Origin of the sequence: Luteimonas cucumeris, assembly GCF_007830035.1 — a bacterium.
GTDB lineage: Bacteria > Pseudomonadota > Gammaproteobacteria > Xanthomonadales > Xanthomonadaceae > Luteimonas_C > Luteimonas_C cucumeris.
In genome coordinates this window covers 109628-136297 of the sequence record NZ_VLKN01000005.1, presented here as the reverse complement: position 1 = coordinate 136297, position 26670 = coordinate 109628, and the positions used below count along the sequence as shown (strand labels likewise).

General features: G+C 66.1%; 28 protein-coding genes. 9 read left to right on the top strand and 19 right to left on the bottom strand.

The features are described 5' to 3' along the window. Positions 1-43: 43 nt before the first annotated feature. The 3 genes from IP90_RS11485 to IP90_RS11475 are packed head-to-tail and all read right to left on the bottom strand — an operon-like array spanning position 44 to position 2000. A complete protein-coding gene (locus tag IP90_RS11485; RefSeq protein WP_144899786.1) occupies positions 44-424 on the bottom strand; it encodes a sensory rhodopsin transducer in 381 nt (126 codons plus the stop codon). After that, positions 417-1616 (bottom strand): D-arabinono-1,4-lactone oxidase, encoded by a 1200-nt coding sequence (locus IP90_RS11480; protein ID WP_144899785.1) that lies wholly within the window; start codon positions 1614-1616, stop codon positions 417-419. Before IP90_RS11480 ends, IP90_RS11485 begins: the two co-directional genes overlap by 8 nt. Positions 1617-1622: 6 nt before the next feature. Next, positions 1623-2000, bottom strand: coding sequence for a sensory rhodopsin transducer (locus tag IP90_RS11475; protein ID WP_144899784.1), 378 nt, complete (start codon positions 1998-2000; stop codon positions 1623-1625). A gap of 79 nt (positions 2001-2079) precedes the next feature. On the opposite strand from IP90_RS11475, the gene IP90_RS11470 reads away from it, so the two are divergent. Next, positions 2080-3069: a TIGR03885 family FMN-dependent LLM class oxidoreductase gene (locus tag IP90_RS11470; protein WP_242007573.1), complete on the top strand. Its 990-nt coding sequence runs from the start codon at positions 2080-2082 to the stop codon at positions 3067-3069. A gap of 30 nt (positions 3070-3099) precedes the next feature. Here IP90_RS11470 and IP90_RS11465 read toward each other — a convergent pair whose 3' ends face one another. The 7 genes from IP90_RS11465 to IP90_RS11440 form a co-directional block, all read right to left on the bottom strand. Further along, on the bottom strand, positions 3100-3342 hold the full coding sequence (locus IP90_RS11465; protein ID WP_144899783.1) for a hypothetical protein: 243 nt from the start codon (positions 3340-3342) through the stop codon (positions 3100-3102). A 62-nt stretch (positions 3343-3404) separates the two neighbouring features. Beyond that, positions 3405-3563, bottom strand: a complete 159-nt coding sequence (locus tag IP90_RS16635) for a hypothetical protein (RefSeq protein WP_158635335.1) — start codon at positions 3561-3563, stop codon at positions 3405-3407. Between the two features lie 440 nt (positions 3564-4003). Next, on the bottom strand, positions 4004-4195 hold the full coding sequence (locus tag IP90_RS11460) for a hypothetical protein (RefSeq protein WP_144899782.1): 192 nt from the start codon (positions 4193-4195) through the stop codon (positions 4004-4006). Continuing rightward, positions 4192-5538, bottom strand: coding sequence for a sigma-54-dependent transcriptional regulator (locus IP90_RS11455; protein ID WP_144899781.1), 1347 nt, complete (start codon positions 5536-5538; stop codon positions 4192-4194). The genes IP90_RS11460 and IP90_RS11455 overlap by 4 nt, the downstream gene beginning before the upstream one ends. A 270-nt stretch (positions 5539-5808) precedes the next feature. Next, the gene (locus tag IP90_RS11450) at positions 5809-7002 is read right to left on the bottom strand and encodes a BON domain-containing protein (protein ID WP_144899780.1); all 1194 of its coding nucleotides are present in this window, start codon (positions 7000-7002) and stop codon (positions 5809-5811) included. Next, entirely contained in the window at positions 6995-7867 is an 873-nt protein-coding gene (locus IP90_RS11445; RefSeq protein ID WP_242007572.1) for an SDR family oxidoreductase, read from the bottom strand. Before IP90_RS11445 ends, IP90_RS11450 begins: the two co-directional genes overlap by 8 nt. 328 nt (positions 7868-8195) lie before the next feature. Beyond that, positions 8196-8855 (bottom strand): DUF6766 family protein, encoded by a 660-nt coding sequence (locus IP90_RS11440; protein ID WP_144899778.1) that lies wholly within the window; start codon positions 8853-8855, stop codon positions 8196-8198. Positions 8856-9104: 249 nt separating this feature from the next. Between IP90_RS11440 and IP90_RS11435 the strand changes: the two genes are divergently transcribed. Next, positions 9105-9314, top strand: coding sequence for a hypothetical protein (locus IP90_RS11435; protein WP_144899777.1), 210 nt, complete (start codon positions 9105-9107; stop codon positions 9312-9314). A 15-nt stretch (positions 9315-9329) separates the two neighbouring features. Then, on the top strand, positions 9330-10238 hold the full coding sequence (locus IP90_RS11430) for an NAD(P)/FAD-dependent oxidoreductase (RefSeq protein ID WP_242007571.1): 909 nt from the start codon (positions 9330-9332) through the stop codon (positions 10236-10238). Positions 10239-10272: 34 nt separating this feature from the next. Here IP90_RS11430 and IP90_RS11425 read toward each other — a convergent pair whose 3' ends face one another. Both IP90_RS11425 and IP90_RS11420 read right to left on the bottom strand, forming a co-directional pair. Next, on the bottom strand, positions 10273-10632 hold the full coding sequence (locus IP90_RS11425; protein ID WP_144899776.1) for a hypothetical protein: 360 nt from the start codon (positions 10630-10632) through the stop codon (positions 10273-10275). Continuing rightward, complete coding sequence (locus tag IP90_RS11420; protein WP_144899775.1) at positions 10607-11107, bottom strand: YciE/YciF ferroxidase family protein; 501 nt, start codon at positions 11105-11107, stop codon at positions 10607-10609. The genes IP90_RS11425 and IP90_RS11420 overlap by 26 nt, the downstream gene beginning before the upstream one ends. A gap of 172 nt (positions 11108-11279) precedes the next feature. Between IP90_RS11420 and IP90_RS16630 the strand changes: the two genes are divergently transcribed. Then, positions 11280-11456, top strand: a complete 177-nt coding sequence (locus IP90_RS16630; protein WP_158635334.1) for a hypothetical protein — start codon at positions 11280-11282, stop codon at positions 11454-11456. A gap of 98 nt (positions 11457-11554) precedes the next feature. Here the strand turns inward: IP90_RS16630 and IP90_RS11415 are convergent, their stop codons facing one another. The 4 genes from IP90_RS11415 to IP90_RS11400 form a co-directional block, all read right to left on the bottom strand. After that, positions 11555-11905, bottom strand: coding sequence for a response regulator (locus IP90_RS11415; protein WP_144899774.1), 351 nt, complete (start codon positions 11903-11905; stop codon positions 11555-11557). Then, positions 11906-13075: an ATP-binding protein gene (locus IP90_RS11410; RefSeq protein ID WP_144899773.1), complete on the bottom strand. Its 1170-nt coding sequence runs from the start codon at positions 13073-13075 to the stop codon at positions 11906-11908. Between the two features lie 167 nt (positions 13076-13242). Next, on the bottom strand, positions 13243-13425 hold the full coding sequence (locus IP90_RS11405) for a hypothetical protein (RefSeq protein ID WP_144899772.1): 183 nt from the start codon (positions 13423-13425) through the stop codon (positions 13243-13245). Positions 13426-13514: 89 nt separating this feature from the next. Beyond that, positions 13515-15785 carry an amylo-alpha-1,6-glucosidase gene (locus IP90_RS11400; RefSeq protein ID WP_206751914.1) on the bottom strand — a complete coding sequence of 757 codons (2271 nt, stop codon included), beginning with the start codon at positions 15783-15785 and terminating at the stop codon, positions 13515-13517. Between the two features lie 210 nt (positions 15786-15995). On the opposite strand from IP90_RS11400, the gene IP90_RS11395 reads away from it, so the two are divergent. The 5 genes from IP90_RS11395 (at position 15996) to IP90_RS11370 (ending at position 21464) form a co-directional block, all read left to right on the top strand. Further along, the gene (locus tag IP90_RS11395) at positions 15996-16994 is read left to right on the top strand and encodes a magnesium transporter CorA family protein (RefSeq protein WP_158635333.1); all 999 of its coding nucleotides are present in this window, start codon (positions 15996-15998) and stop codon (positions 16992-16994) included. Positions 16995-17090: 96 nt separating this feature from the next. Further along, entirely contained in the window at positions 17091-18677 is a 1587-nt protein-coding gene (locus IP90_RS11390; protein WP_242007570.1) for an FAD-dependent oxidoreductase, read from the top strand. Next, the gene (locus tag IP90_RS11385; RefSeq protein ID WP_144899769.1) at positions 18667-19209 is read left to right on the top strand and encodes a hypothetical protein; all 543 of its coding nucleotides are present in this window, start codon (positions 18667-18669) and stop codon (positions 19207-19209) included. Before IP90_RS11390 ends, IP90_RS11385 begins: the two co-directional genes overlap by 11 nt. Positions 19210-19675: 466 nt before the next feature. Continuing rightward, on the top strand, positions 19676-20968 hold the full coding sequence (locus tag IP90_RS11375) for an SDR family oxidoreductase (protein ID WP_144899768.1): 1293 nt from the start codon (positions 19676-19678) through the stop codon (positions 20966-20968). Then, the gene (locus IP90_RS11370; RefSeq protein WP_144899767.1) at positions 20949-21464 is read left to right on the top strand and encodes a DUF2269 family protein; all 516 of its coding nucleotides are present in this window, start codon (positions 20949-20951) and stop codon (positions 21462-21464) included. Before IP90_RS11375 ends, IP90_RS11370 begins: the two co-directional genes overlap by 20 nt. Positions 21465-21500: 36 nt before the next feature. Here IP90_RS11370 and IP90_RS11365 read toward each other — a convergent pair whose 3' ends face one another. The 3 genes from IP90_RS11365 to IP90_RS11355 are packed head-to-tail and all read right to left on the bottom strand — an operon-like array spanning position 21501 to position 26670. Continuing rightward, positions 21501-22097 (bottom strand): alpha-ketoglutarate-dependent dioxygenase AlkB family protein, encoded by a 597-nt coding sequence (locus tag IP90_RS11365; protein WP_144899766.1) that lies wholly within the window; start codon positions 22095-22097, stop codon positions 21501-21503. After that, a complete protein-coding gene (locus IP90_RS11360) occupies positions 22097-25273 on the bottom strand; it encodes an error-prone DNA polymerase (RefSeq protein WP_144899765.1) in 3177 nt (1058 codons plus the stop codon). Before IP90_RS11360 ends, IP90_RS11365 begins: the two co-directional genes overlap by 1 nt. Next, on the bottom strand, positions 25261-26670 hold the full coding sequence (locus tag IP90_RS11355; protein ID WP_144899764.1) for a Y-family DNA polymerase: 1410 nt from the start codon (positions 26668-26670) through the stop codon (positions 25261-25263). The genes IP90_RS11360 and IP90_RS11355 overlap by 13 nt, the downstream gene beginning before the upstream one ends.

Below are 26670 nucleotides of genomic sequence, written 5' to 3'. Positions count from 1 at the left end.
GGAAAAATCTGCAGTACGCGTTGCGCGAAAATGAATGCGGAATTCAATCGATTCCGGGCCAGGCCGTCGTCATCATTCCTGCATTCATCAGCGCGCGCGTGTCCTGGCGGCTGAACTGCACGACGACGGGCTGGTCGCTGCGCACGATCAGTCCATAGGCTTCGTCGAGCCGAATCGCCTCGGGAAAGATCAGGTCGTTCACCCTGACATGGCGCATCCGCCGTGGTGCCACGCTCAGCCGATACGGACCGACCTCGGCGCCGGCCGCGTACAGCACGCGTACCCGGACATTGGCCAGCACCGCACCGGCGTTCAACAGGCACAAACGATCGTGGCTCGTGAATGCCGGCTCCACGCCGCGCGATCGTGCCGGTGCATGGCCCGCCGCAATCGCCCAGCGTGCGCATCCGATGGCATCACTCATGCGCGTCTCCCAGGATCTGTCGCAGGTAGGGCGAGAGGAAGGTGCCGTCCGGATCGAACGCGCGGCGGATGCGCTGGAACGCATCCCAGGCCGGATATCGCGGCCTCAGGTCGGCGGCACGCATGCCGTGCTTCTTGCCCCAGTGCGGCCGTCCGCCGTGCGCGCGGAAGATCGGTTCCATGTCCGCGAAGAAATCCTGCCACGGCAAGGAATGGTTCTGGTGCAGCGAAATGGTGACCGTACGGCGCCCCTGTGCCGGACTGAGATGGCTGTCGTCGGCGGCCACCGTGCGGACCAGCACGCGCCAGCCGACCAGACGTCGCCAGTCGCGCTTGATTCGCTCGCGGATGCGCGCGAAGCAGGCCAGGCCATCCTCGTAGGGCACGGCGTATTCGCATTCCTCGAACCGGTACGGCAGGCCGCTGTGGGTCGGTATCACCTGGTGGCTGTAGCCACTGTGCTTTTCCAGCGCACGTGCGTACGGCAAGGCCACGGTGCCGCCGCCAAGCGGGTTGACCAGGCGCAACTTGACGTCATCGCGGCGCGGGTACCAGTAGAAATCGAAGCTGCGATTCTCGGCCACCAGGCGCGGCCAGTCCGCCAGCGCGTCGTCGGTGGCGGCGGCGTACTCGCGTCTTTCCACGTCGAAGGTCGGTACCAGTTGCAGCGTGATTTCGGTGAATACGCCCAGTGTGCCCAGCGCCACGCGCGCCGCGTGCAACGTTTCGATGTCGTCGGAAGTGATGACGCGCACGTCGCCGCGGCCATCGACCAGTTTTGCGCCGACCATCATCTCGGACAGGTTCGGCTGCTCCAGACCGGTGCCGTGGGTGCCGGTGCCGATCGCGCCGCCGATGGTCTGGGTGGCGACATCACCGTAGTTGGGTAGTGCCAGGTCGTGTTCGTAGAGCGACTTGCCCAGTTCCTGCAGGGTCGATCCCGCCGCCACGGTTGCCCGGCAGCGTGCCGGATCGACCGAGATCACGCCATGCAGGCGTGCCAGCGACAACAGCGTATCGGTCGTGCTAGCCAGATCGGTCGAGGAATGGCCGGCGCCGGCCACGCGCAATGTTCCTCCGCGCGCATGGACCGCGCGCACGATCGCCGCGAGTTTCGATGCCGAGGCCGGACATTCCAGTTGCCGTGGCCTGAAACTGATGCTGCCGGACCAGTTGCGCCACACGTGGCCCATGCGCGGTCAGTCGCAGGCATACGCCATCGTGGTCATCAACGCGTTCTCGGCCTGGCGCGAATCCAGCCGCGTATGCTGCACCACGATCGGGACGTCGGATTCGATCACGCTGGCGTATGGCGTTTCCCTGGGGATCGGTTCCGGATCTTCGAGTTCATTGAAACGCAGATGTCGCGTGCGCCGCGGCTGCACCGTCAGCCGATACGGGCCGGCAGGCTCGCGGTCCTCGAAATAGATGGTGATGCGCACGTTGGCGACCCGCTCTCCCGCATTCAGGATGCAACAGGTCTCGTGGCTTTCCAGTTCGGGCGCCGGCCCGTGGCTCCAGCCGGGGATATAGCCTTCGGCAATCGCCCAGCGCGTGCATCCGATCGTCATGTCCATGCGCACAGCATTTACCACGCCGCGTGCGTATGCCGCGTCACGATGCGCGAGGCTCGCATGGCGTTCACCGCCGCTTCGTATGCTCGATTCGATCGACAGGGAAATCCGCATGGCCTGCGTCGGTTATCACGCATCCCACGAGCAGTTCGCGCCAAGCCGACTGCTGGCACTGGTCCGGCAGGCGGAAACGGCGGGATTCGACACGGCGATGTGTTCGGACCACTTCCATCCCTGGAGCCGCGCGCAGGGCCATAGCGGCTATGCCTGGAGCTGGCTTGGCGCCGCCATGGCGGTGACCCGCCTTCCATTCGGCGTGGTGACCTCGCCGGTCGGCCGCTACCATCCTGCAGTGGTCGCGCAGAAAGCCGCCACGCTGGCGGAAATGCATCGCGGAAGATTCTGGATGGCGGTGGGCAGCGGCGAAGCGCTCAACGAGGCGATCACCGGCGAGCCGTGGCCAGGGAAGCCGCAACGCAACCAGCGACTGCTCGAGGCTGTCGAAGTGATGCGCGCATTGTGGGCGGGCGAGGAAGTCGACCACGACGGCAGCTTCGCGGTCCGCAATGCAAAGCTGTACACGCGTCCGTCCGAGCCACCGAGATTGCTGGTGGCCGCCTTGAGCGAGGACACGGCGCGCTGGGGTGCGGCGTGGGCCGACGGACTGATCACGGTCAACCAGCAGCCGGACCGGCTGCGCGCGCTGGTGTCGGCCTTCCGCGAGGGCGGTGGCGACGGCAAGCCGATGTACCTGCAGGTGAAGCTTTCCTACGCGGCGGACGACGCACAGGCATTGCGTGGTGCGTACGAACAATGGCGCACCAATGTGCTGGGCGCGGAGGCGTCGGAAGAGCTGCGCACCCCGCAACAGTTCGAAGCGGAAGCATTGCGGGTAAGTGCGGCACAGGTCGCCGACAGCGTGCGCGTATCCTGTGACCCGCAACGACACGTGGCGTGGCTGCAGCAGGACCTGGCGCTGGGCTTCGAGCAGCTTTACCTGCACAACGTCAATCAGGACCAGTCCCGGTTCATCGACGTTTTCGGCAGCGCCGTGCTGCCCGCGCTGCGCTGAGCGCGCATGCGCAGGCCTCGCGGTACAGCGTCAACTGGCGTTGCTGCGAAGTTCCTCTTCCGCCTGCTCGAACGCGCGTTGTACCAGCGGCCTAACGATCGCCCAGGAGGGTTCGTCGGATCGCCGCAGCATTTCCCAGTGCAGCGATACTCGCTGACATACCTCGTTCCAGCTGGCTTCGTTGAAGTACAGACGCGCTTCGCGCCCGAATACGTCGCAAAGTTGGGCGTCACGCTCGCTCAGCATTTTTTGTTGTGGTTTGAAATCGCTCATGGCCGGTCACGAATCAAAGCCATTGCGCGGAGGCGACCATGGCGGGCCGCCCTCCGAACGCGTCAGCGCTTGCTGGGCTTGGACTTGCTCTGGGTGGTACTGCCGCTGGAGCGCGATCCGGCAGACTTGGACGCGGCGCCGTTTCTGGACGGTGCGCTGGCGGATTTGGATGGGTCGCGCTTGGTGTGCTGGTTCTCACCACGGGGATTGTTGGTGGGCATTACCGTTCTCCTGACAGGTGCCTTCGAGAGGCATTTCGCGACGCAGACGCGCCGCAGGGAAGACCCGACTGTTCGTTACCAGGTCGAGCATGTCGGGCGAGAACGAAATGGGAATGACGACCGGCGGGCATTGCCGCCGGCGCTGTCGGCAATGAGTTGTGGGCCTTGCAGACCGACGTGGACGCGAATGCCAGCGCGGCGTCGTTGGCCGCGTCATTGCGACCAATCGAAAAGGCGGTGCTTTTCGATGCTGTCGGATGGTTCCTGTCCATGACCACACGCGGTTCGGGATGACCTGAAAGGCGCAAGATGCATGCCAGTGATCTTCGTGCTTTAAGGGCGCGCTTGCGCGGTCTCCATGGCCGTCATCCGGCACGCCAGGGCAAGCCCTGCAGCGCCGCTGCAGGATTTGCAGCGGTGGGATCGATCATCATCTCCGGTTACTCGCGTGGCGGATGGTTCATCAGTTCGCGGCAGCGTTCGCAGCTGAGCTCCATGTCCTTGGCCAGCTGCCGCGCGCGTTCGATCCGGCCTTCGGCCAGCACCCGGTTCATCACCGCCGTGGTCACGCACAGGGCATTGAAGGCGTTGCGCAAGTCATGGAACCATTGCCGCTCGCGATCGTCGCTCATGGATGCGCGCCGACGTCGCCGGCCGCACGCTCCTCCTGCCGCAGCCGAGAGAGATGGTTGTGGATCGTGCGCACGCTGACACCGAGCATCTTCGCCGCTGCGGTCTTGTCGCCGGCGCAGTACGCCAGCACCTTCAGCAGCGTGCGCCGTTCCAGTTCCGCCCAGGTCGTGCCGATCGGGAAAGTGATCGTGTCGTCGGTCTCGACTGGAACCGTGGCGCGACCGCGGCCGGGCGTCACCGAGATCTGGTCGCCGGATGTCAACAAATAGGCGCGCTGCACCGCGCTGCGCAGTTCGCGCACGTTGCCGGGCCAAGAGTAGGACTGCAGGCTGCGCACGCTGCGCGGGCACAGGTACTTGCGCAGCCCGTAGCGCGCGTTGAGCTGGCCGACGAAATGCCTGGCCAGCGCGACCACGTCGTTGTCGCGCTGGCGCAACGGCGGCAGGCTGATGGTGAAATCCGCCAGGCGGTAATACAGATCCTCGCGCAGCTGGCCTTTGGCAATGGCGTCCAACGGATCGCGATTGGTCGCCGCCAGTACGCGCACCGGCGTCGTCGTTTCGTCGTTGGCACCGACGCGGCGGACCGCGCCGGTCTCCAGAACGCGCAGCAGATAGACCTGCAGGTCCATCGGCATCTCGGTGATCTCGTCCAGCAGCAGGGTGCCGTGCTTGGCCTGTTCGAACACGCCGACATGGCGCTGCACGGCGCCGGTGAAACTGCCGCGTTCGTGGCCGAACAGCTGGCTGGCAAGCAGTTCCGCGGGCGTGGCGCCGCAGTTCATCGCCACGAAACGGCCAGTGCGGCCACTGAGTTCATGGATCGCCAGTGCGAAAACCTCCTTGCCGGTGCCCGTTTCTCCCTCAAGGAAGATCGAGGCTTCCGAAGGCGCCACGCGCTTCACCAGGTTGATCGGCGCGCGCATCGCATTGCTGCACGCGATCACACCGGGCAGTTCGTTGTCCTGCGCGGACCCGCTCGCCGACAATGCCGACGAATTGCGCAGCACCGAGATCAGCCGCTCCGGATCCAGCGGCTTGATCAGGTAATCGATGATCGGCGTCGATACCGCCAGCGCGGCGGTATCCAGTGAAGGATTTCCGGTGACGATCGCCATCTGTCCGTGCGCGGAAAAATCGAGGTCGTCGAGCAGGTCCAGTCCCGATCCGTCGGGAAGCTCCAGGTCCAGCAGCATCAGGTCCATCGCCTGGCGGCGCGTGATGCCGCGCGCCTCGTCCAGCGAATGTACGATGTGCGGTTGATAGCCTTCGGTGCGTGCGAGCTCTGCCGTGGAACGGGCGAAGCAGACATCGTCGTCGAGAATCATCACATGGGGCGCCATCGCATACTCCTGGTGGGTCTCATGCCGGAGTCAGATCATGTGTGCGACGCGGTTAACTGCGTGTTTAAAGTCGCGACGAAGAAGGTCCGGATGTGTTCATGTAAATACATTCGAATCCGGCGCAGCGGCGCGTAGCTGCGATCCGGATCGGCGAAAGTTCTCCTGCCGTGATCGTTTCGTAAAGAAAGAGCCGGTAGCGGACAAGCGCTACCGGCTGATCGGAGTGATGCACGGACCGCTCGAGCGGCCGGTCCGTGCCGTCGCTGCAACTCAGTGCGCCGAGGTGCCGGCGCGGTCGGGATCGGCATCGTTGCCGTCCTGTCCGGTGCCGGTGGCACTGCGCATCGATGCGCCGGTAGACGTCGTGCCGGTGCGACGCGAAGTGCTCGTGGTGCTGCTGCCGGCCATCGAACGATCCTGTCCGGCACCGGTGCGCTCGACGCGGATGCGATTTTCGACGTCCTTGACCCCGCTGCAGGATTCAGCGACGTCCTCGATGCGGTGCTTGGTCCAGCGGTGCTGCACCGTACCCTCCAGCGTGGCGACACCGTCCTTGACCCGCACGCTGACTTCGCTGGCGTCGATGTCGTCGGCGTCCATCAGACGTTCATTGAGGTCCTCGGTGATGCGATCGTCCGAGCGCGAATAGTTCTTCGGACCACGACCGCGGAAGCCGCCCACCATGCCGCTGTAGTGTTCGCCATGCTGCATCGAAGAGCCATAACCCGGCTGCGACATGCTCTGGTAACCACTGCCCTGCCGGCCGCCGGCATGAGATTCCTGCCAGCGATCTTCGCGCGAACGGTCTTCGCCATACTGACCGGCCTGATAGTTGCCCGGATACGCACCGCGGCCGCCACCGAGCGAGCCTTGCCGACCATAGGCCGACAGCTCTTCGTCGCGATTGCGCCCGCGGCCAGCACCGTAGTCCGCGCTCTGATATGCGCCACGCTCGCTCCCGTAGCCGCGATCCTGCCAGCCGCTGTCGCGTCCGCTCGCGCCATAGTCGCGCGACTGCGAACCGTAATCCTGGCCGTATCCCTGCCTGCCGTAGCCACGGCTGTTGCCGTATTCGTCATCGAGACTCTGACCATAACGCGGTGTCTGCTGGCCTTGTGGCTGCCATTGCGCGTTCTGGCCATGGCCGCCGCCCATCGAGCGTTCGCGACCGTAGCGTTGCTGGCCCTGTTGTTGGCCGTAAGACGACTGCGACGCCGTATATTGCGAATGTCCGTAGCCGCCATCCTCGTCGTCCCAGCGAGAGACCGCGCCTTGTGAGCGCTCGCCAGCGTAGTCGCGGCCGCCGGGATTGCGCTGCTCGTCCTGGTTGTAGCGTTGTGCCATGTCGTGTCTCCTCTCGTTGAACCATTCCTTGCCCGCCTGCAGGAAACGGGCGCCAAATTGCAGGATTTCCTGCCCCACCGCCTTCACTTCCGCGGTGCCGGTATTGCGATCTTCATGCACTGATATGTCCTCCTCCGTTGATGTGGATGGTCTGTCCGGTGATGTAGGACGCTTCCTGCGATGCGAGAAATACGTACGCCGGCGCGACTTCCGACGGCTGACCGGGACGCTTGAACAGCGTGCTGGCGCCGAACTCGGCGACTTCCTTCGCATCGAAGGTCGACGGGATCAGCGGTGTCCAGATCGGACCCGGCGCGACCGCGTTCACGCGGATGCCCCGCTCGGCCACCGCCTGCGCCAGTGACATCGTGAATGCGAGGATCGCGCCCTTGGTCGCCGAGTAATCCGGCAACTGCTTGTTGCCGCGCACCGCGGTCACCGAGCTGGTGTTGATGATGCTGCCGCCGTCGGGCAGGTGCGGCAACGCGGCGGTGGTCAGATATACGAATGCGAACACGTTGGTGCGGAAAGTGCGCTGCACATTGCCCGGATCGAGGTCCTCGGGTTTGTCGACCGGATGTTGCTCGGCGGCGTTGTTGACCAAGATGTCGAGCTTGCCGAAACGTTCCATCGTGGCGTCGACCAAGGCCTGGCAGCGCTGGGCGTCGCCGAGGTCGCCGGCGAACAGCAGGCAGTCCGCGTTCTCTGCGCGGACCAGCCGTTCGGTCTCGCGGGCGTCTTCCTTCTCCTCCAGGTAGGCCACCGCAACGGATGCGCCTTCGCGCGCGAAGTGCAGCGCCACGGCGCGGCCGATGCCGCTGTCGCCGCCGGTGACGATCGCCACCTTGCCATCCAGCCGTCCGCTGCCGCGGTACGTATCACGGATCGATTCCGGCTGCGGATGCATGGCACGCTGCTCGCCGGGTTGCTGCTCCTGGGTCTGCGCGGGTGGAGTGCCCGGCATGCGGGTGGGAGTTTCATTCATTTGGATTCCTTCCTGCCGACTGGATGACATGGCGCTGATGTCGCACTCGTCTCCAGAAAACAGCGCAAAAGCCATGCCAGAAGTTCGTGCACGGATCGCAGCGCGAACCAGCCCGCATCGCGCACGGGCTGCGCAACGGTGAACTTGTTTCCGCGCGATTACCGCAGCCGCGATCCGATCCGCGGCGATTGCCGCGGTATCCGTCGATGGCAGGGACGTTGCGGTTGTCCTGACCAACGGCTGCGGCATTTCATGAATGGTTTAGCTGAGAGACAACTGCCGCAAGGTGGCGTGCTGCAGACCTGAGTCGCGGCGAACGCCGCGACCCTCAGGTGCCGGTCTGCGAGTGCGGTGCTTCCACCGGCTTGGATTGCGGCGAATCCTTCTGCCGCAGCCAGATGCTCAGCAGCACCAGCGACACCACGGACAGGAATTCGCTCTGCCAGTTCTGGAACGACTCGAACCAGAACTGCGGCTCGACGGCGTAGACCGCAAGCGGTAGCGGATCCTCGCCCTGCAATGCGCGCATCGTGCTTTCCCGCCGCCAGCTGCCATCGAGATGCAGCGCGAACGACAACAGGAACAGGATGCCGAAAGCGATCGCCAGCGAGTGCCCGTACAGCGTCCGTGCTATGCCACCGACGCGCACCGGCCAGGGCTTGGGTCCCTGCTCGATGCGGTTCTTTTCCTGTGCGTGCGACATCGGCCGCGATTCCGCCGACCCTTTCTGGCGCAGCACCACGGTCAGCAGCACGTACATGCCCATCTGCAGGAACTCGCTTTCCCAGTTCTCGAACGTGGCCGAGACAAAGTGGCCGCTGACCAGGTATTGCGACAGCGTGATCGGCGTGCCGCCCTGCTCGATGCGCTCCTGGTTGTGAACTTCGTGACCGGTCAGCGCCTGGCCGACGAGCGAGGCCAGCATGAAGCCGATGAACGCCAGGCTGAGGCCGTTGCGGCGCCAGAACGTGTCGTTGCGACTTGCCATCAGTCACTCCTTCGCGCCGTCAATCCGGCGCTGGTCGGAAGATGTACGGCGGGCTGCAGGCGATCGCGAAAGAACCCTGCATTCGCGCTGGAAATAGCGCCGGACGGCGCAATGCGTTCAGGACAATCTAAGCAAGGCGACGCACGGTCACGTGAAGGGAAAAGCCTGCATTTTTGCGGCAACGCCAGCTTCGCGTGCCGTTTACATGCAGTGAGTATGGTCGGGATACCTCCGCTTCGGATTGCAGCGATGGCTACCGAGAGAACCGGAAAGACTTCCAGCAAGCGCGAGCTGATCTCGCCCAACGGCGACAAGCGCTACGTCCGCCGCGACGAACAGGGACGCTTCGACGAAGTCGACGATGTCGGCCGTTCCCTTTCGCAGGACGTACGCAAGTCGGCCAAGACGAAAACGACGTCCGGGCAGGGCGACCACGGCGACCGCAAACGCAGCTCCTGACGCACGATCCTGCACGTGGGCAGCAGCCAGCAGACGATCGACTGCGTCGTGATCGGTGCCGGTCCCAGCGGGCTGACCGCTGCAATGTACCTGCGCCGATTTCATCGCCACATCGCGGTGATCGACGATGGCCAGAGTCGTGCCCATCTGATCCCACGCAGCCACAACTGTCCGGGATTCCTCGGCGGCGTGCCGGGCACGGAATTCCTGCAACGCCTGAAGGCACAGGCCGGCGATTACGGCGTAACGATCCGCGCTGGCCGTGCGCATGCGTTGCATCGTCTCGATGACGGGACCTTCCAGATCGACGACGGTACCGCGCCTCTGCACGCGCCGTGCGTGATCCTGGCGACCGGAGTGCGCGACGTGCTTCCGTCGGTTCCGTGGGCAAAGCAGGCGATCGACATCGCCGCGATCCGCCTCTGCGCGGTCTGCGACGGTTACGAGGCCAGCGACGGACGGATTGCCTGTTACGGCCCGTTCGATGCGGCCCTGCGTCATGCACGGTTCCTGCGCACCTTTTCGCGGCAGGTGTACGTGGCACCGCTCGACGCGGATAGTGCCGGCAGCGCACGCCGCGCCGCGTCCTCGCAGGCGGACGTCACGCTGCTGGACGGGCCTTGTCGCCTGCAGTTCGATGGCCGCGATTGCATGGTTCTCGACGCGCGCGACCGCGAACACCGCTTCGACAGCCTGTATCCGGCACTGGGCAGCATCTCTCAATCGACGCTGGCGGCCGCCATCGGCGCGCGCCAGGACGAACAGGGCGACCTGGTGGTCGACGCGAACCAGATGACCTCGGTGGACGGCCTGTATGCGATCGGTGACGTGGTCAGCGCGCTCAACCAGATCTCGGTCGGACTCGGGCATGCCGCGATCGCGGCCACGGCCGTGCATAATTCGTTGCCGCGCAATCCGCGCTGATCGCACGGCGGTGATCCGCCTGCGGTCAGCGTTCCTAATCCGTCATGCCCTGCCCGGGTGGCCCGTCGTTTCCGCCATCCATCCAGAAGGCGCCTGGAGACGACGAAAGATTCGTCCACCCGCCGATGCCGTGCCTCACCGCGATGGTCTGCAGCAGTTCGGCGGCCCAGGCACGCGATCTGCGCCTGCGCGCCTGCCTGATCACGGCATCATGCGCATGCCATTCGTCGTAGATGTCGTGGATGCTCAAGGCCGTGCGTTGTTTGCGGGCCAGTGCCGCATCCAGATCGTAGAGTTGCTGCATCAACGACAGCGCCGGCGCCAGCGCCGCCGGCGACGCGGCCGGCGGCGCCCGCAGCAGGGTGCGGTTACGCGGCCTGGGCGGCTTCCTCATTGGCCCCACCCTGTTCGGCGAGCATCGACAACTTCCTGTCGGTCGCCTTCTCCTCATCCAGCGTCTGCGCCAGCAGCTGCACCGCATCGGTGTAGCCGAGCTGCTTGCCCAGTGCGCACAGCGTGCCGTAACAGGCGATCTCGTAGTGCTCGACCTTCTGCGCGCCGCCGATCAGCGCGGCATCGCGGACCGGACCCTTGTCGACTGCCTCGATGACCTCCTTGCCCTCGTCGACCAGTCCTTCCATCGCCACGCACTTCATGCGCTTGAGCTTGATGCCGAGGCTGTCGACCACCTCGTCGATGCGTTCGATCTGTCCCTGCGTCTCCTCCAGGTGCGTCTCGAACGCTGTCGCCAGATCGGGATTGGTGGAGGCGCGCGCCAGCCTCGGCAGCGCCTTAGTCAGCTGCTTCTCGGCGCTGTAGATGTCCGACAGGGAGTGCACGAACAGATCTTCAAGATTCTTGACCGCCATCGGATTCTCCGTGGGTGTGGTGGCTGGGGAACATCGATGCTAGGCAGCCTTTCGATACCGGCGCGTGAGCGGAAAGTGTTTCCGGGCGGGAAAACATTTCGCGGTCACGGTGTTCACGGCGTCGCGAACCGGCAAGGCCTAGATTCGACGCTCGCCAATCCGGGAGCAGATCATGACGCAGCCACGCAAGCGGCCCGATCCTGAGGAAAAACCGCAGGACGACGCGGCGATACTCGAGCGCCAGGGCAACCAGGTCGACGGTGTCGAACAGGTGCCGTCGGGTGTGCGCCCGGCACTGGAACGCGACGAAGACGATGACACCGCTGGCGGCGCCGGCAAGAGCCTGTAGCGAAAACGCACATGGATCGCCCAGGCCGTCGCGATGGATCATCACAGGAGGGCAACGCCCGGCCGTGAGCAGGCGCACGAAGACGCCGTGCCGTAGCGCTACGACGCCAAGGCCGCCACCAGCTGCGGAATGCGATACGGCTTGGGCAGGAACACCGCGCGTGGCGGCAGCGGCGGCAACTGCACCTTTGCATAACCGGAGGCGATGATGCATCGCGCCTGCGGCTGCAGCCGGTCGACATGTTCGAGCAGCTCGATGCCGGAGATGCCGTTGGGCATGCTGACGTCACTGAACACGACGTCGATCGCAGCGGTGCTGCGCAGGATGTCCAGCGCCGCGGGGCCATCGGGTACCAGTAGCACTTCATAGCCTTCCTCGACCAGCGCCCCGGCGACCAGCGGACCCAGCATCGCATCGTCTTCCACCATCAGTATCCGTAGCGCCATCATTCACTCTCCGGCGACTGGCAGGCAGATCGACACGCTGGTGCCGACGCCGGGACGGCTTTCCAGCTGCAGGAAGCCGCCGGACTGGGCTGCGAAGCCATGCACCTGGCTCAGACCCAGCCCACTGCCCTTGCCGACATCCTTGGTGGTGAAGAAGGGCTCGACCGCCCGCTGCAGCGCTTCCTCGCTCATGCCTGCGCCGGTATCGGCCACTTTCACGGTGACATGGTTGCGCAGCGGCGCGTCCGGCAGCGGGCCGGCCATCCGTCGCGCCTCGGTGACGATGACGATGCGGCCGCCCTGCGGCATGGCGTCCCGGCTGTTCACCAGCAGATTCAGTATCGCCGCTTCGAACTGGACCCCATCGATCAGCACCTCGGGCAACGCTTGCCCGAGTTCGTACTCGAAGCAGACCGTCGAACCGCAGGAACGCAGGAACAACTCGCGCGAGCGCAGCAGCAGCGCGTTGAGATCGTGCGCTTCGGGCGCCAGCTCCTGTCCGCGGGCGAACGCCAGCAACTGCCGTGTCAGCTGCGAGCCGCGTTCGGCCGCGCGCAACGCACCTTCCACCAGCGCGCTGGTGCGCGCGGCATCCTGCCGATGGACCACGATCAGGTCCAGGCTGTTGACGATTACCGACAGCAGGTTGTTGAAATCGTGCGACAGGCCCAGGGTCAGTTTTCCGACCGCCTCGATCTTCTGCGCCTGCGCCAGCGCGCGCCGGGCTTCCTCCAGCCGCAACTCCGCCTCGTGCTGCTCGGTCATGTCGCGGGTGATCTTGGCGAAGCCGATCAGGCGGTCGTGCTGCCAGATCGGGTCGATCACCTCGCAGGCCCAGAAATGCGACCCGTCCTTGCGCAGGCGCCAGCCTTCCTTTTCATAGCGGCCGTGCAGTCGTGCCACCTCCAGGGCATGCGCGGGCAGGCCCGCGATGCGGTCGGCCTCGGTGTAAAAGCGCGAGAAATGCTGGCCGATGACCTCGCTTTCCTCATAGCCCTTGATGCGGCGGCCGCCGGCATTCCAGTTGCAGATGATGCCGTCCGGATCGAGCATGTAGATCGCGTAGTCGGTGACGCCCTGCACCAGCAGGCGGAACAGTTGGCCGTCGTCGGACAACGGCGCCGTAGGCCGCGTATTCGATACCGCTGGCGGTGTGCTGTCTAGCGTGGTCATGAAAGCCGAAGGGCGACGCGTGCCATCACCGGCAAAACGGGTTTACCGCAGGCATGCTGCGCTTGCAAGTGCGTCATATGCTCGCGACCGCACGGCGCTCGTGACAGAAGATGAACTGCTGCCATGGCAGCAGCTTTAGACGGCGATCGCGCTGCAGGCACGGCGCATCAGTCCGGCGCCTTGGCCGGCACGAACGGCGATACCGGGTCGCTGGCCGGGAACGTTTCCTCGAGCGCCTCGTCCTGGTTCTCGCTTTCGCGCTGCTTGCGTAGCCGACGTTCCTGTTCCGTTTCCGGCGGGCACGGCTTGTCTTTTTCGATCGGAGGGTCTTTGCGATCCTGCTGTGTCATTTCGGCTACCTCGACGCGTTGCCGACCGCAGCATGCGGCGGCGTGGAATAAACCTGCGTGAAGGCCAAGCGCGTATCGCGGCCTGTTCATCAACCCACTTCGCGGGACTCGCCATTGCCGGGCTTTTCCGTGCTGATGCGCAACTCGCCGCGCAGGTCGAGCACCTCGTACGAAGTATGTCCGTCGTCGCCGCGATGGAAGCGCAGGCTGGCGACCGCGTTGCCGACGCGCAATCCGCCCAAGGTGATGTCCGGCAGCCAGGCAGGCAGGTTCGGATCGATCCGCAACAACGCTTCCGGCGCCGATGGACGCAGACCGAGCATGGCCTGCACCAGCGCCGGTACCGTGCTGGCGGACCAGGCCTGCGGCGCGTTGGCGGCAGGATAGATGGCGGGGAACGGGTGTTCGGCATCGCGCGGATGGCCGCTGAAGCATTCAGGAAGACGCCGGAAATCGAACAGCGACGCCGCTTCGAACTGGCTCCTGCAGATCCGCTCCAGGCAGTCGTGCAGGCCATGTCGGCACGCCGCGAACGCGAACGGCCCGTGCTCCGCGGGCCAGACTGTGCCGCGGTGATAGGCATACGGGTTATAGGACGGATGCTGCGAGGACAACGTACGGATACCCCAGCCGCTGAACATGTCCGGCGCCAGCAGGCGTTCAAAGATGCGCGGCACGAACGCGTCGTCGGCGATTCCGCTGTACACGCAGTGCAGTGCGTTGGACGCGATACTGCGCACCTGCCGCCCCTGCGGGTCCAGCGCAAGCGCGAACACGCCTTCGTCCTCCATCCAGTAGGCGTCGTTGAAACGACGCTTGAAGGCCTGCGCCTCGCGGCGCAGCCGGCGCGCTTCATCGCGGCGATCGAACGCCGACAGCACCTCGGCCATCGCCATCCTCGCCGCATAGGCGATGCCCTGTTCCTCGCAGGTGGCGACCGGCTGCGCGACCTCAGTGCCATCCTCGTAGCGGATCGAATCGTCTGAATCCTTCCAGGTCTGGTTCTTGACGCCTTTGCGCGAACGCGTCGTGCAGGCGTGGAATCCGCGCGGATCGGTGCAGCTGTCGAGCCAGCGCAGGGCGCGCAGCGCCGGTTCGATCAGCGGCGCCACCGCGTCGCGATCGCCGGTCCACTGCCACAGTTGCGCCAACGCGGCGGGAAACAGGCCGGAACTGCTGATCGAGCCGTAGTAGCGTGCCTGCGGCTTGTAGTTGAGCAATGCCAACGGCCCGCTGTGCGCTTCGTGCAGGATGCGTCCGGGCTGCTCATCGCGCCAGTCGTTACGCTCGCTGCCCTGCCAGCTCACCATCTCGATCAGGGTGCCGCGCAACATCTCCGGTCCCAGCATGGCGGCCTGGCCGGCGGTGACGATCGTGTCGCGCCCGAACAGCGCCACGTAGGCCGGGGCGCCTGCGGCGATGGTCCAGGCACGTGCACCATGATCGAAGCGCGGCAGGCGCAACGCGGCCAGGTCGAACTTGGCACGCGCCAGCGCCTCGGTGACTACGCCGGCCAGCGTCGTGCTCTCGGCGGTGGTGAACACCGTGGCCTCGCGCAGGAACAACGCGCCGTCCTGGTCGGCAGCTTCGACATCGGCGAAGGCATCGCAGGCCGGCGTCGGCAGCGGCTCGCCGTCGACGCCCGCGATCCAGTCCAGGCAGGCATGCCAGCGGCCCTGTGGCGGCAGCTCGATGGTGAAGGTGATGCGCCGGCCGCGGCGCGTCGGCGATTCGCCATCATTGCGGATACGCAGCGTCAGCGAACGGCGCACGTGCGCGGTGCCGCGTTCGCCCTGATGACTGAAACGATGCTGGGCGTGGTAATCGAACATCAGCTCGTGCGCATCGCCGGCGCGGCGCCAACGCCGATCGAGCGTGCCGCGCTGCTGGCGTTCGCCGCGCGTTTCTTCCAGGTCGGCGAAGTCGGCATCCACTTCCAGTGCCAGCCGGAACCGCACCGGCTCCGGGGTGTAGTTGGTGATGTCGTAATGCTCGTGCATGCCTTCCCCGACCACACGCGAAATGCGCAGCTCCAGCGCGTTCTGGGCGACGTGGTCGGGCGAATCGGCATCGCCATCCTGGCTTGGTGCCGCGGCGATGTAGTAGCCCAGCCAGCTGTCCTGTCGCACCTGCGACAGCGTCACCGGTATCGGCCGGCGGCCGGAGACGAAGCAGCGATACAGGCTGAGCAGACGGGTGCGGTGCACAAATAGTCCCTGCTCGCGCTCACCTTCCACGAAACCTTCGTTGCGCGTCGAGAAAACAGTATCGCCGCGACCGATGTGCGTGGCCTCGTCGCGGGTGCGCAGCCGCACCAGGCGACGCACGCCGGCATCCGCGGAGCCCTGGTGTGCACTCACGTCGTCACGCTGCAGCCGCACGCTGTACGGCATCGGTCCGATAACGCAAGTTTTGCAGAATCCGGAAATGATTTGCCACGATCGATGGCCTTCGCGTTCTTCGCCTGCATGGTGAGCGGCGACTATAGGCAGCGCTGGGTGAGCGGTATGACAAGGGGTTCACGCGGCTTGCGCCAGTTTGTCGACTGAACTTCGTTGCGAGGCATGGCCATGCAGGCCCCATCGGACGACCCGGACAGTGGCGGCACGCACATCGTGCTGTATCGCGGCGATGGCACCAACGAAACGCTGTCGATGGAACAGCTCGATGTCGTCCGTGATGACGACAAGGACCTGCTGTGGATCGATATCGCCTGCGATGCGCCGGAACGATTGGATGCGGTCGGGCGGGCGCTCGATCTTCCCGACACGCTGGTAGAGCGCCTGCAGAATCCCGGGGCGTCGCCGCAGGTGTCGAGCTACGGTGCGTGCTTCTTCGTGCAGGTGGTGGCGGTGGAGCATTGTGGCGAGCTGCGCTTCGATGGCGCCGTGCTGGCGATCGCCGCCGGCACCGGGTTCCTGGTCAGCGTGCACCACCGCCCGATCCCCTTCATCGCCGAGATCCGCAAGCGCGAAGACGGCGAAAGCCACCTGGGCGTGCTGACCGCGGACAGTTTCGTGGCTTCGCTGCTGGACTGGCAGCTGGGAACCTATTTCGAGGCGGCCTCGGACTTCGAGCGCACGGTGGAGAAGTTCGAGGAATCGATCCTCAAGGAACACAACGAGAACGCGATAGGTGAGCTGCGCAAGCTGCGCAAGGGTGCCTCGCGGATGCGACGCATGCTGGCGCCCCACCGCAAGGTGTTTTCCAGTCTGGCGCGACCCGACTTCCGCCCCGAAGAGGACAGGGTGACCACCCGCCATTTCGAGAAGGTCGACGATCATTTCGAGCGGGCGATGGACATCGTCGAGAACGCACGCGACCTGATGATCGGCAGCTTCGAACTGTTCAGCAACCAGATCGCGCTGCGCACCAACAAGACGATGCGCATGCTGACGTTCGCCACCGTGGTGATCGGCTGCCAGACGGTGATCGCCGGCGTGCTGGGCATGAATTTCAACGCGCCGTTCTTCAAGACCGGCGCGCCGGGATTCTGGGTTGCGGTCGGCGCGATGCTGGTGGTCGCGCTGGCCTCGTTTTATCTGGGCAGGCGCAGCCGCTGGTTCTGACGGCTTCGTGTGGCCGGCTTCGCGTAGGATTTACACGCGAAGCGTATCTTCGGACGCAGGCACGAAGAAGCATCGTATCCCACAAGAATCGACGCCATGAGTACCGCCAGGACATTGCCGGTCTGGAAATTGCCGACCGGGTTCACGCGCACGAAGTTCTCCGCATCGATGTCGTCCGATGACGGCAGCACGCGTGATTCCAACGAGCGGGACTCCAATAAGCATGACGTTGTGGTGGTTGGCGCCGGCGTCGCCGGCCTGGTGACTGCGTTGTGTCTGGCACGGGAAGGACGACAGGTACTGGTCGTCGATCGGCAAGGACTGGGCGAAGGCGAGTCGCTGCGTACGACCGCGCATCTGGCGTCCGCACTGGACGATCGCTTCTACAACCTGGCGCGCTGGCATGGCAAGGACGGCGCGCGCCTGGCAGCCGCCAGCCACGCCGCGGCGATCGACTGGATCGAGGATTTCGTCGCCTCCGAACGCGACCGATGCGGCTTCCGACGCGTACCCGGTTATCTGTTCTCGCACGACGGCAACACCGACCGCCTGCGCAAGGAATGCGAAGCGGCCGCCGAAGCCGGGCTGGCAGTCGTTTACCTCGAACAGGGCATTCCCGAACTCCCCGCGCTCGGACCCGCGCTTCGTTTCGACGCGCAGGCACGGGTCGACATGGACCGCTATCTGCTCGCGCTGGCCGTCGCTTGCGACGCGCTGGGCGTGCGCTTCCGCCAGGGCGACGTGGTGCAGGTGCAGGGCGGTGACACACCGGCGCTAGAGGCAGATGACGGCACGACGCTGCGCGCCGCCGCGATCGTGATCGCAACCAACGTTCCGTTCCACGAGCGCGTGCCGATCCACACCAAGCAGGCGCCGTATCGCAGCTACGTGGTGGCTGGCCCGGTCACGGACGGTGCACTGCCGGATGCACTACTGTGGGACGACGGCGACCCTTACCACTACGTGCGCCTGTTCGACGCGCCCGACGGCAGCGGTGCGCTGGCGATCATCGGTGGCGAAGATCACAAGACCGGACAGGACGACGATCCGACCGCCTTCGTGCGCCTGCAGGAATGGACGCGCGCGCACCTGCCCGGCATCCAGTCCTTCAGCCATGGCTGGTCCGGGCAGATCATCGAGCCGGTCGACGGTCTGGCCTTCATCGGCGCCGATCCGGGCGGCGAAGAGAATGTCTACATCGTCACCGGCGATTCCGGCAACGGCGTCACCCACGGCACGCTGGCGGGACTGCTGCTCACCGACCTGATCGTCGGTCGCGACAATCCGTGGCGTGAACTGTATGACCCGGCTCGCAAGCTGGTGCGCTCGCCCGCCGGCTGGTTGCGCGAGAACGCCAACGTCGCGCTGCAGTACCGCGACTGGCTCGGTGGCGGCGATGTCAAGGACGTGGATGCGCTGGCGCCGGGCGAAGGCGCCGTGCTGCGCCATGGTATTCACCGTATCGCGGCCTATCGCAACGGCAACGGCGAAGTGATGACGTTCTCGGCGCGCTGCCCGCACCTGGGCTGCGCCGTGCGCTGGAGCCCGCAGGAAAAATCCTGGGACTGCCCCTGCCACGGCTCGCGCTTCGAAGCGCAGACCGGTGCCGTGCTCAACGGACCAGCGAAAGATCCTCTGACGCCGTTTGCCGGGCCTGCACTCATGCCGGACCATGAAGACTGAGTTCGACCGGTGGCTGCTGGCCTATCTGGGGTATCTGGTGTGGCTGTGCGCCGGCCTGTTCGATTTTCTCTGCCACCGGCGCAGCGATCTGCCGCACACGTCGGGCTTGGCCGAATCCAGGCTGCATGTCGTGCAGCTTGGCGTGATCGGCACCGCGCTGCTGCTGGCCATGGTGTTTGAAGTCGGCAAGACGCTCGTGCTGCTGACGCTGGCGCTGGTCGTGGTCCATGCCGTGGTCGGATATCTGGACACGCGCCGCGCATTCGGACGCCGCACCCTGCTGCCGGTGGAACAGCACCTGCACAGCGTGCTGGACATGGCGCCGATCATTGCCTGGGCCGGCCTCGCCGCGGTGGCGTGGCCGGCGCTGGCCGGTTCCGGCTGGGTGCTGGCGTTGCGCCGTCCGGCGCTGGAATTGCAGCTGTGGATTGCGATGCTGCTGCCGGCACTGCTGCTGTGCGTGGTACCGGCCGCACTTGAATTCCGCGCCGCGTGGGTGGCACGCGCGGCGACGCCGCATCGTGGCGATTGACATGCCGGTACGCCCACGCCGCGGCGCCGAGACCCAACGCGAAGGCCGCGTACGTCGCGGTCATCGCGCCGGGCGACAGGCGGCTTTCGAAGCCGGGCGTCAAACGCCGTGGCACCACGTGATAATCCACTACGTACGCGACTACCGCGGTGGCGCCGGCAGTCGCGGCGATATGCGAAGGGCGCCGCATGCGTCGCGTCGCGTACTCGAAGAAGCCGGCCCAGAACAGCGAACTGGCGTGATGGATGCCGTAGCCCACGGCGGTGTGCCGCAGCGACGGCTGCGGGCGATGTTTGGCGCGATCGCCCCACAGCCAGTGGCTGGTCGCATTGGTGGCGCCGCTGGCCGAACCGGATTGCCGGCGTCCGAGCCAGGACACCGCCAGCGTGGACGCTAGGCTGGCCACGGTTCCGGACACGAGCGCGCGTCGGGCCAGCGTGCGCCAGCCTGGCGAAGGGATGGGCTCATGCGCGTCCTGGTGATCGGCGCCACCGGTCTGATCGGCGAAGCGCTGGTCGGGAGGCTGGCGAAGCGGGGTCATGATGTCGTCCTCGGCGTCAGGAACATCGGGGCTGCGAAGAAACGCTGGCCGGCCGCGGAATTCGTCCATGTCGATTACGCGGAGCTCGCCGCGACTGGACAAAGCGCCGTTGGACTGCACGGCATCGATGCGGTCGTCAACGCGGTCGGCATCTTCCGCGAACAGGGTAGCCAGACCTTCGATGCGTTGCATGTGAAAGGGCCGCTGGCGCTGTTCGAAGCGGCGGCGCAGGCCGGCGTGCGCCGTATCGTGCAGATCTCCGCGCTGGGCGCCCATCCGTACACCGACACCGGCTATCTGGCGTCCAAAGGTCGCGCCGACGCCGCGCTGTGCAAGTCGCGCGTGCCGCATACGATCGTGCAGCCGTCGCTGGTGTTCGCGCCGCAGGGACGCAGCACGCGCTGGTTCGCGTTGCTGGCCGCGCTGCCGCTGACGCCGCTGCCCGGCGGCGGCAGGCAACGTATCCAGCCCGTGCACCTGGACGACCTGTGCGAGGCGATCGTGCGCCTGCTGGACATGCCGGATGCGCCACTGCGACTGGAAGCGGTGGGGGGCGAGCCGGTGACGCTGCGCGGCTATCTCGGGTACTTCAAGCAGGCGTTGCGGCTGCCGGGTGGTTTCGTCTCCGTGCCGATGGCATGGGTGCGGATGATGTCGCGGCTGCTCGCGTTCATGCCCGGCAGCCTGGCGACGCCGGAATCGCTGCGCATGCTCGAAGCCGGCAGCATCGGCCAGTGCCGCGCGTTCGCGACGGTGCTCGGGCGCGCACCGACGCCGCTTGAAGGCTTCATCGGCGAACACGAACGCACGTCGATGCGGCGTCGCGCGCAGCTGGACTGGTTGCTGCCGCTACTGCGGTATGCGATGGCACTGATGTGGGTCGCGACCGGACTCGTATCGTTGTTCGCGTTTCCGGTCCAGTCCAGCCTGGAACTGCTGGCGCGCACCGGCCTGCATGGCGCGCTCGCGATGACGGTGCTGCAGGGTGCCGCCCTGCTCGACATCGTGCTGGGCGCGGCCCTGTTCTGGCGTCCGCTGCGACGCTGGGCGTATCGCGCGCAATTCATCCTGATCGCGTTCTACACCGCGGTGATCACCGTATTCCTGCCCGAATACTGGCGGCATCCCTACGGCCCGGTGCTGAAGAACCTGCCGTTGCTGGCGGCCATCGCCCTACTGCACGAACTGGACGACGACAATGGACCTGCTGATCGTTAAGTACCTGCATGTGGTGTCGTCGACGCTGCTGTTCGGCACCGGCATCGGCACCGCGTTCTATCTGCTGGTCACCAGCTGGACGCGCGATGCGCATACCGTGGCCGTGGTCGCACGCTACGTGGTGATCGCCGACTGGCTGTTCACCGCGACCACGATCGTGTTCCAGCCGGTCAGCGGCCTGTGGCTCGCCCATCGCATGGGCGTACCGCTGACCGCACCGTGGCTGTACTGGTCGATCGTGCTCTACATCATCGCCGCGCTGTGCTGGCTGCCGGTGGTCTGGCTGCAGATGAAACTGCGCGACATCGCGATCGACGCCGCCGCCAAGGGAGAACCGTTGCCAACGCGCTATGGCGGATTCCTCGGTGCCTGGGTCGCACTGGGCATACCGGCACTGCTGTCGTTCCTGGCGATCTTCTATCTGATGGTGGCCAAGCCACCGTTGCAGTTCCTCCAGGCTGCAATGCCTGCGATGGCCACCGGCGTTCCCTGCTGAAACCTCTCACGAATCGTTCGTTCCGGATGCATGTACTCACCGATGCGGCCGCACGCGGAATACCGCGCTGATCCGCGGCCCCTGCGGTTTCTTCGTTTTGGGAATGCCATGCTCGTGGGTCTTCTGCGAAACATGGCTCATGCACAGCAGGCTGCCCGGCTCCAGGTCCACCGCCAGCGTCTGGCGATCACCGGCCTTGGCGCGGATCAGCATGCGCCGCGGATCGCCGAGCGATACCAGCGCGATCGGATGCGGGGCGACCAGGATGTGCAGCTTGTCGTTGTGCATGGCGACGCTGTCGTTGCCGTCGCGATAGAGGTTCATGCCGACGCCGCTGTAGGGCGCGGGAACCTGCGCCTGCACGCGTGCCAGCATGTCCGCCAGCGGCAACTCGTCCGGCAGCGCGTCGGTGCGATAGGACGCAAGCAGACGTGGCACGTCGACGACGCGGTCGTACATCGGGCGTTGCATGTGCGTCCACGCCGCCTTGGCCACGAGCGTTTCGAACCAGTCGCGTGCGAGCACGGCATCGACGAATCCCGGCCAGTAGTGGATGCCGCCCTGCGCATCGTCCACCAGCTGCACCATCGCACCGGCGAACAGGTCGAACGAGGCGGTCGGTGCCGCGCGCATCAGTGGAAATCCCGCGAATCGACGGGCAGATTGCCGAGCAGGCCGCTGAGGTCCTGCATGTCCTGCGCGATCAGATGGGCGACGCCGTCGACCTGTTCCCAGCGTCCGCGCACCGCCAGCAGGCGCGCACCCAGCAGCGCCTTGCGCCGACGCTGGGCGACGCGTTCCCACACCACCACGTTGACCATGCCGTGCTCGTCTTCCAGGGTCATGAAGATGGTGCCGCTGGCGGTCTGCGGACGTTGGCGGTTGGTGACCAGGCCGACCGCATGCACGTGGCTGCCATGGCGCTTGTCGGCCAGGTCGCGAGAACCCAGCAGGCGGCGCGCACGCAACGTGTCGCGCAGCAATGAAAGCGGATGCGCCTGCAGCGTCAGGCCGAGTGCGCGGTAGTCGGAGAGCACTTCCTCGCCGATTCCCGGAGCGGGCAAGGCGATCGATCGCTCCTGCGGACTGCCCGGCAGCAACGGGCGCTGCTGTTCGATCCCGGCGACGATCCAGCGCGCCTGGTTGCGATTACCCGCCAGGGTCTGCAACGCGCCGGCTTCGGCGAGGGCGCGACGCGCCTTGTCGTCCAGGTTCGCGCGCAGGCACAGATCGGCGATATCAAGGAAAGGCTGCTGCCGACGCGCGGCCACGATCGCCTCGGCCGCCTGCGCGGAAAGCCCGCCGACCTGGCGCAGCCCCAGGCGTATCGCCGGCTGCTTACCCACGTCCGCCTTGATGCGCAGCGAGCCGCCTACGAGAGTGTTGTCGCAGTCGCTGCAGGTCACGTCCACCGGCAGGAATTCGACGCCCTTCCGGTCGCCACGTCCGCGTCGTGCATCCTGCACGATCTGGCTGGCGCCGTAGAAACCCATCGGTTGCGAATTAAGAAGCGCGCAGGCGAAGGCTGCGGGTTCATGGCGCTTCAGCCAGCAGCTGGCGTAGACCAGTTTGGCGAACGAGGCGGCGTGGCTCTGCGGGAATCCGTAGGAACCGAAACCCTTGATCTGTTCGAAGATCTGGTCGATGAACGCCGATGTGTAGCCCTTGCCTTCCATCAGTTCGCGGATGCGGGCACGGTGCGGCTCCATGTTGCCGCCCTGGCCCCACGCGGCCATCGAACGACGCAGGTTGTCGGCCTCGCTGGCGCTGTAGCCGGCGTGCATCACCAGCTCCATCACCTGTTCCTGGAACAGTGGGACGCCCAAGGTGGGTTCGAGGATTTCCCTGACGCCCTCCGAGGGATAACTTGGCTTTTCCTTTCCCATGCGCCTGCGCAGATAGGGATGCACCATGCCGCCCTGGATCGGACCGGGCCGCACGATCGCCACTTCCACCACCAGGTCGTAGAAACAGTTGGGCTTGAGCCGCGGCAGCATGCTCATCTGTGCGCGCGACTCGATCTGGAACACGCCGATCGTATCGGCGAGCTGGATCATGTCGTAGGTGGGCTGGTCGCCTTGCGGCACGCTGGCCAGCGTCAGCGTGTAGCCGCGGTGCGCCTGCACGAGATCGAATGCCTTGCGCAGGCAGGTCAGCATGCCCAGCGCCAGGCAGTCGACCTTGAGCAGCTTCATTTCCTCCAGGTCGTCCTTGTCCCACTGGATGATGGTGCGCTCGGCCATCGCGGCGTTCTCCACCGGCACCAGGTTCCACAACGGCGTGTCGGAGATGACGAAACCGCCGACATGCTGCGACAGGTGGCGCGGATGTCCGCGCAGGGCTTCGGTCAGTGCCAGCACGCGCAGGATCAGCGGATTGTCCGGATCGAATCCCGCCTCGCGCAGGCGCTGCTGCATCGGCGTTTCGCCATTGCCCCAGCCATAGCAGCCGGACAGCAGCGCGACCTGGTCCGGCGGCAGGCCGAAGGCCTTGGCCACGTCGCGCAGCGCGCTGCGGCCGCGATAGCGGATCACGGTGGCGGCCAGCGCGGTGCGGTCGCGACCGTACTTGTTGTAGACGTACTGCAGCACTTCCTCGCGACGCTCATGTTCGAAATCCACGTCGATATCCGGCGGTTCGTTGCGTTCCTCCGACAGGAAGCGCGCCATCAGCAGCCGGCTTTCCTCCGGATTGACCGAAGTGATGCCCAGCGCGTAACAGACCGCGGAGTTGGCGGACGAACCCCGACCCTGGCAGAGGATGCCCAGGCTGCGTGCATGGCGGACGATGTCCTCGACGGTGAGGAAGAAGGCTTCATACTTGAGCTTGGCGATCAGCGCCAGTTCGTCTTCGATGGTGGCCATCACCTGCGCCGGCACGCCTTGCGGCCAGCGATCGCGCACGCCGGCCATCGTCAACGCACGCAGATGGCTGGCCGGCGTTTCGCCCGCCGGCACCAGTTCGGCGGGATAGACGTACTCCAGCCTGCGCAGGTCGAAAGTGCATTGCCGTGCGATGTCCACGGCATTGGCCAGCAGCACGTGCGGATGGATGTTGCCCAGCGCGCGGCGCGTGCGCAGGTGGCGCTCGCCATTGCGGAACAGATGCGCGCCGGCTTCGGCCAGGGTCAGGCCATGGCGGATCGCAGTCATCGTGTCCTGCAGGGCGCGCATGCGCCGCGTGTCCATGTGCACGTCACCGGCCGCCACCGCCGGCAACGACAGTTGCGTGGACAGTGCGAGCAGTTCGTCCAGTCGCTGCGCATCGTCGCGGTCGCGATGCAGTTCCACCGCCAGTCGCGCACGCGCGCCGAAAGTGTCGCGCACCCAGGCGCCCTGCTCCATTTGCGGGCTGCGGCCGGGCAGCCACAACGCGAACAGGCCGGGCACGCCATGCGCGCCGGCATGGGTCTCGAAATCCTGGCGCGTGATCCGGTACTCGCCCTTCGCGGCGGCGCGGCGCGCCTGCGTGATCAGCTGGCACAGATGCGTGTAGCCGACCTGCGTCTGCACCAGCAACACCAGCCGCAGGCCGTCTTCCAGTTCGAACTCGCTGCCGACGATCAGCTTGACGCCGGTGGTTTCCGAAGCCACCAGTGCGCGCACGATGCCGGCCAGCGAGCATTCATCGGTGATCGCCAGCGCCTCGTAGCCGCACTGCGCGGCACGGGTGAACAGTGCTTCAGCGCTGGCGGCGCCGCGCAGGAACGAGAAATCCGACAGGCAATGCAGCTCCGCGTAGGCCGGCAATGCTTCGCCCGGATCATTGGCCGCTTCCAGTGGCACATTGATGAACCTCATGCGAACCATCCGTGCAGCATCCAGCCGTCGCGTTCGCCGACCGGCGCGAATGCCCAGCCGCGCTGGCCCTGCGCGGTTTCCAGCACGTAGTAATCGCGGCGCGCGTCCTCGCCATCCCACCAGCCGCTTTCCAGGCGCTCGGGACCGGACACGATGCGCAGGCCGTGCCCGCGCAAAGGCAGCGGTTTCGGCAACAGCCAGCCCGGACGCGGCGGCAAGGCCGGCGCGATCATCGGACGGCCGTCGTCACGACGCCAGGCGTGCTCCGGACGCGGATCGCCGGCCGTGGCGACGCCATACACCGCGTCATCGCCCAGCCGCGCGCGCAGGCGTTCGCGCAGTTGTGGCCACGGCAGCGCCTGCTGCGCGCGCGCATCGAACAGGTCGCGCGCCGCCGGCACGAACGCCGGCAGTTCGCGCGCCAGCAGGCGCATCGCCACCACCGGCTTGGGAATGGCCACGCGTTCGAGCCGGTTGCGGGTGAGTTCGAACAGCATCGCCGGTTCGCGCTCAGCGGCCAGCAGCCCGATTTCGACATCGGTATGCGCGCCCTCGTGTTCCAGTCGCAGCTGGAAACGCTGCACGCCATCGTCGCGGATCGACAGGTACATGCACAGGTCGCCGATCAGCCGGCGCAGTGGAAACAGCAGCGGCGGATACTGTTCGACCTCGTAACCCAGTTCGATGCGGCTGTCGAAGTGATCCGGCGGCGCGTAGTACGCCAGCGGATCGTCGGCTTCGCCGTACAGGCGGTCCACATGCGCCAGCAGTTCCACGCCGAAGCGCCGACGCAGGCTGTCGCGCGGCAGCGCACGCAATGCGCGCAGGTCGCGCACGCCCATCCGGTGCAGTCGCTCGCCGGCGTCATCGGGCAGGGCGGCGCGGCGTATCGGCACTTTCGCGAGCAGTTCCTGCATCGCGTCTGCGGACGTCACCGCCAGGCCGTCGCGCAATCCTGCCAGCACGCGTGCCGCGCGCGGCGTCGGCGCCAGCGCGATGCGATGGCTGAATCCCAGCGCGGTCAGTTCCTCGCGCAAGCGCGCTTCAAGCCGCGGCCACGGCCCCAGCAACCGGAAACTGGCGCGCACTTCCAGCACCACGCAGCCGGGCCACTGCGCGCTGACCAGCGAACTGTGGCGATAGGCCCACGCGGCGATGAAACGATGCCAGCGCGCTTCGGCCTGCGCGTCGTATTCCACCGTGGCCACGTCGGCCAGCAGCGCATGCGCGGCCGACAGGCGCATGCCCGGCGACAGGCCGGCCTGCGCGGCGGCTTCGTTGATCGCATGCAGGCTGCGCAGGTGTGCCGGTCCTGTGACCAGCGCCAGGGGCGGCGCCGGATCGGGCAAACGCCGCAGGACAGCGTCCAGCGCCAGCTGCGGCAGCAATATGCAGGCCCACAACAT

Bases quoted from the DNA above. Each gene is read 5' to 3' on its own strand.
- IP90_RS11420 (WP_144899775.1), bottom strand. From the start codon at position 11,107: ATGGCGGTCAAGAATCTTGAAGATCTGTTCGTGCACTCCCTGTCGGAC.
- IP90_RS16630 (WP_158635334.1), top strand. From the start codon at position 11,280: ATGACGCAGCCACGCAAGCGGCCCGATCCTGAGGAAAAACCGCAGGAC.
- IP90_RS11395 (WP_158635333.1), top strand. From the start codon at position 15,996: ATGCAGGCCCCATCGGACGACCCGGACAGTGGCGGCACGCACATCGTG.
- IP90_RS11470 (WP_242007573.1), top strand. From the start codon at position 2,080: ATGCTCGATTCGATCGACAGGGAAATCCGCATGGCCTGCGTCGGTTAT.
- IP90_RS11405 (WP_144899772.1), bottom strand. From the start codon at position 13,425: ATGACACAGCAGGATCGCAAAGACCCTCCGATCGAAAAAGACAAGCCG.
- IP90_RS11365 (WP_144899766.1), bottom strand. From the start codon at position 22,097: ATGCGCGCGGCACCGACCGCCTCGTTCGACCTGTTCGCCGGTGCGATG.
- IP90_RS11460 (WP_144899782.1), bottom strand. From the start codon at position 4,195: ATGAGCGACGATCGCGAGCGGCAATGGTTCCATGACTTGCGCAACGCC.
- IP90_RS11415 (WP_144899774.1), bottom strand. From the start codon at position 11,905: ATGATGGCGCTACGGATACTGATGGTGGAAGACGATGCGATGCTGGGT.
- IP90_RS11485 (WP_144899786.1), bottom strand. From the start codon at position 424: ATGAGTGATGCCATCGGATGCGCACGCTGGGCGATTGCGGCGGGCCAT.
- IP90_RS11360 (WP_144899765.1), bottom strand. From the start codon at position 25,273: ATGGTTCGCATGAGGTTCATCAATGTGCCACTGGAAGCGGCCAATGAT.
- IP90_RS11370 (WP_144899767.1), top strand. From the start codon at position 20,949: ATGGACCTGCTGATCGTTAAGTACCTGCATGTGGTGTCGTCGACGCTG.
- IP90_RS11385 (WP_144899769.1), top strand. From the start codon at position 18,667: ATGAAGACTGAGTTCGACCGGTGGCTGCTGGCCTATCTGGGGTATCTG.
- IP90_RS11435 (WP_144899777.1), top strand. From the start codon at position 9,105: ATGGCTACCGAGAGAACCGGAAAGACTTCCAGCAAGCGCGAGCTGATC.
- IP90_RS11455 (WP_144899781.1), bottom strand. From the start codon at position 5,538: ATGGCGCCCCATGTGATGATTCTCGACGACGATGTCTGCTTCGCCCGT.
- IP90_RS11475 (WP_144899784.1), bottom strand. From the start codon at position 2,000: ATGGACATGACGATCGGATGCACGCGCTGGGCGATTGCCGAAGGCTAT.
- IP90_RS11465 (WP_144899783.1), bottom strand. From the start codon at position 3,342: ATGAGCGATTTCAAACCACAACAAAAAATGCTGAGCGAGCGTGACGCC.
- IP90_RS11375 (WP_144899768.1), top strand. From the start codon at position 19,676: ATGCGCGTCCTGGTGATCGGCGCCACCGGTCTGATCGGCGAAGCGCTG.
- IP90_RS11390 (WP_242007570.1), top strand. From the start codon at position 17,091: ATGAGTACCGCCAGGACATTGCCGGTCTGGAAATTGCCGACCGGGTTC.
- IP90_RS11355 (WP_144899764.1), bottom strand. From the start codon at position 26,670: ATGTTGTGGGCCTGCATATTGCTGCCGCAGCTGGCGCTGGACGCTGTC.
- IP90_RS11425 (WP_144899776.1), bottom strand. From the start codon at position 10,632: ATGAGGAAGCCGCCCAGGCCGCGTAACCGCACCCTGCTGCGGGCGCCG.
- IP90_RS11480 (WP_144899785.1), bottom strand. From the start codon at position 1,616: ATGGGCCACGTGTGGCGCAACTGGTCCGGCAGCATCAGTTTCAGGCCA.
- IP90_RS11440 (WP_144899778.1), bottom strand. From the start codon at position 8,855: ATGGCAAGTCGCAACGACACGTTCTGGCGCCGCAACGGCCTCAGCCTG.
- IP90_RS11410 (WP_144899773.1), bottom strand. From the start codon at position 13,075: ATGACCACGCTAGACAGCACACCGCCAGCGGTATCGAATACGCGGCCT.
- IP90_RS16635 (WP_158635335.1), bottom strand. From the start codon at position 3,563: ATGCCCACCAACAATCCCCGTGGTGAGAACCAGCACACCAAGCGCGAC.
- IP90_RS11445 (WP_242007572.1), bottom strand. From the start codon at position 7,867: ATGAATGAAACTCCCACCCGCATGCCGGGCACTCCACCCGCGCAGACC.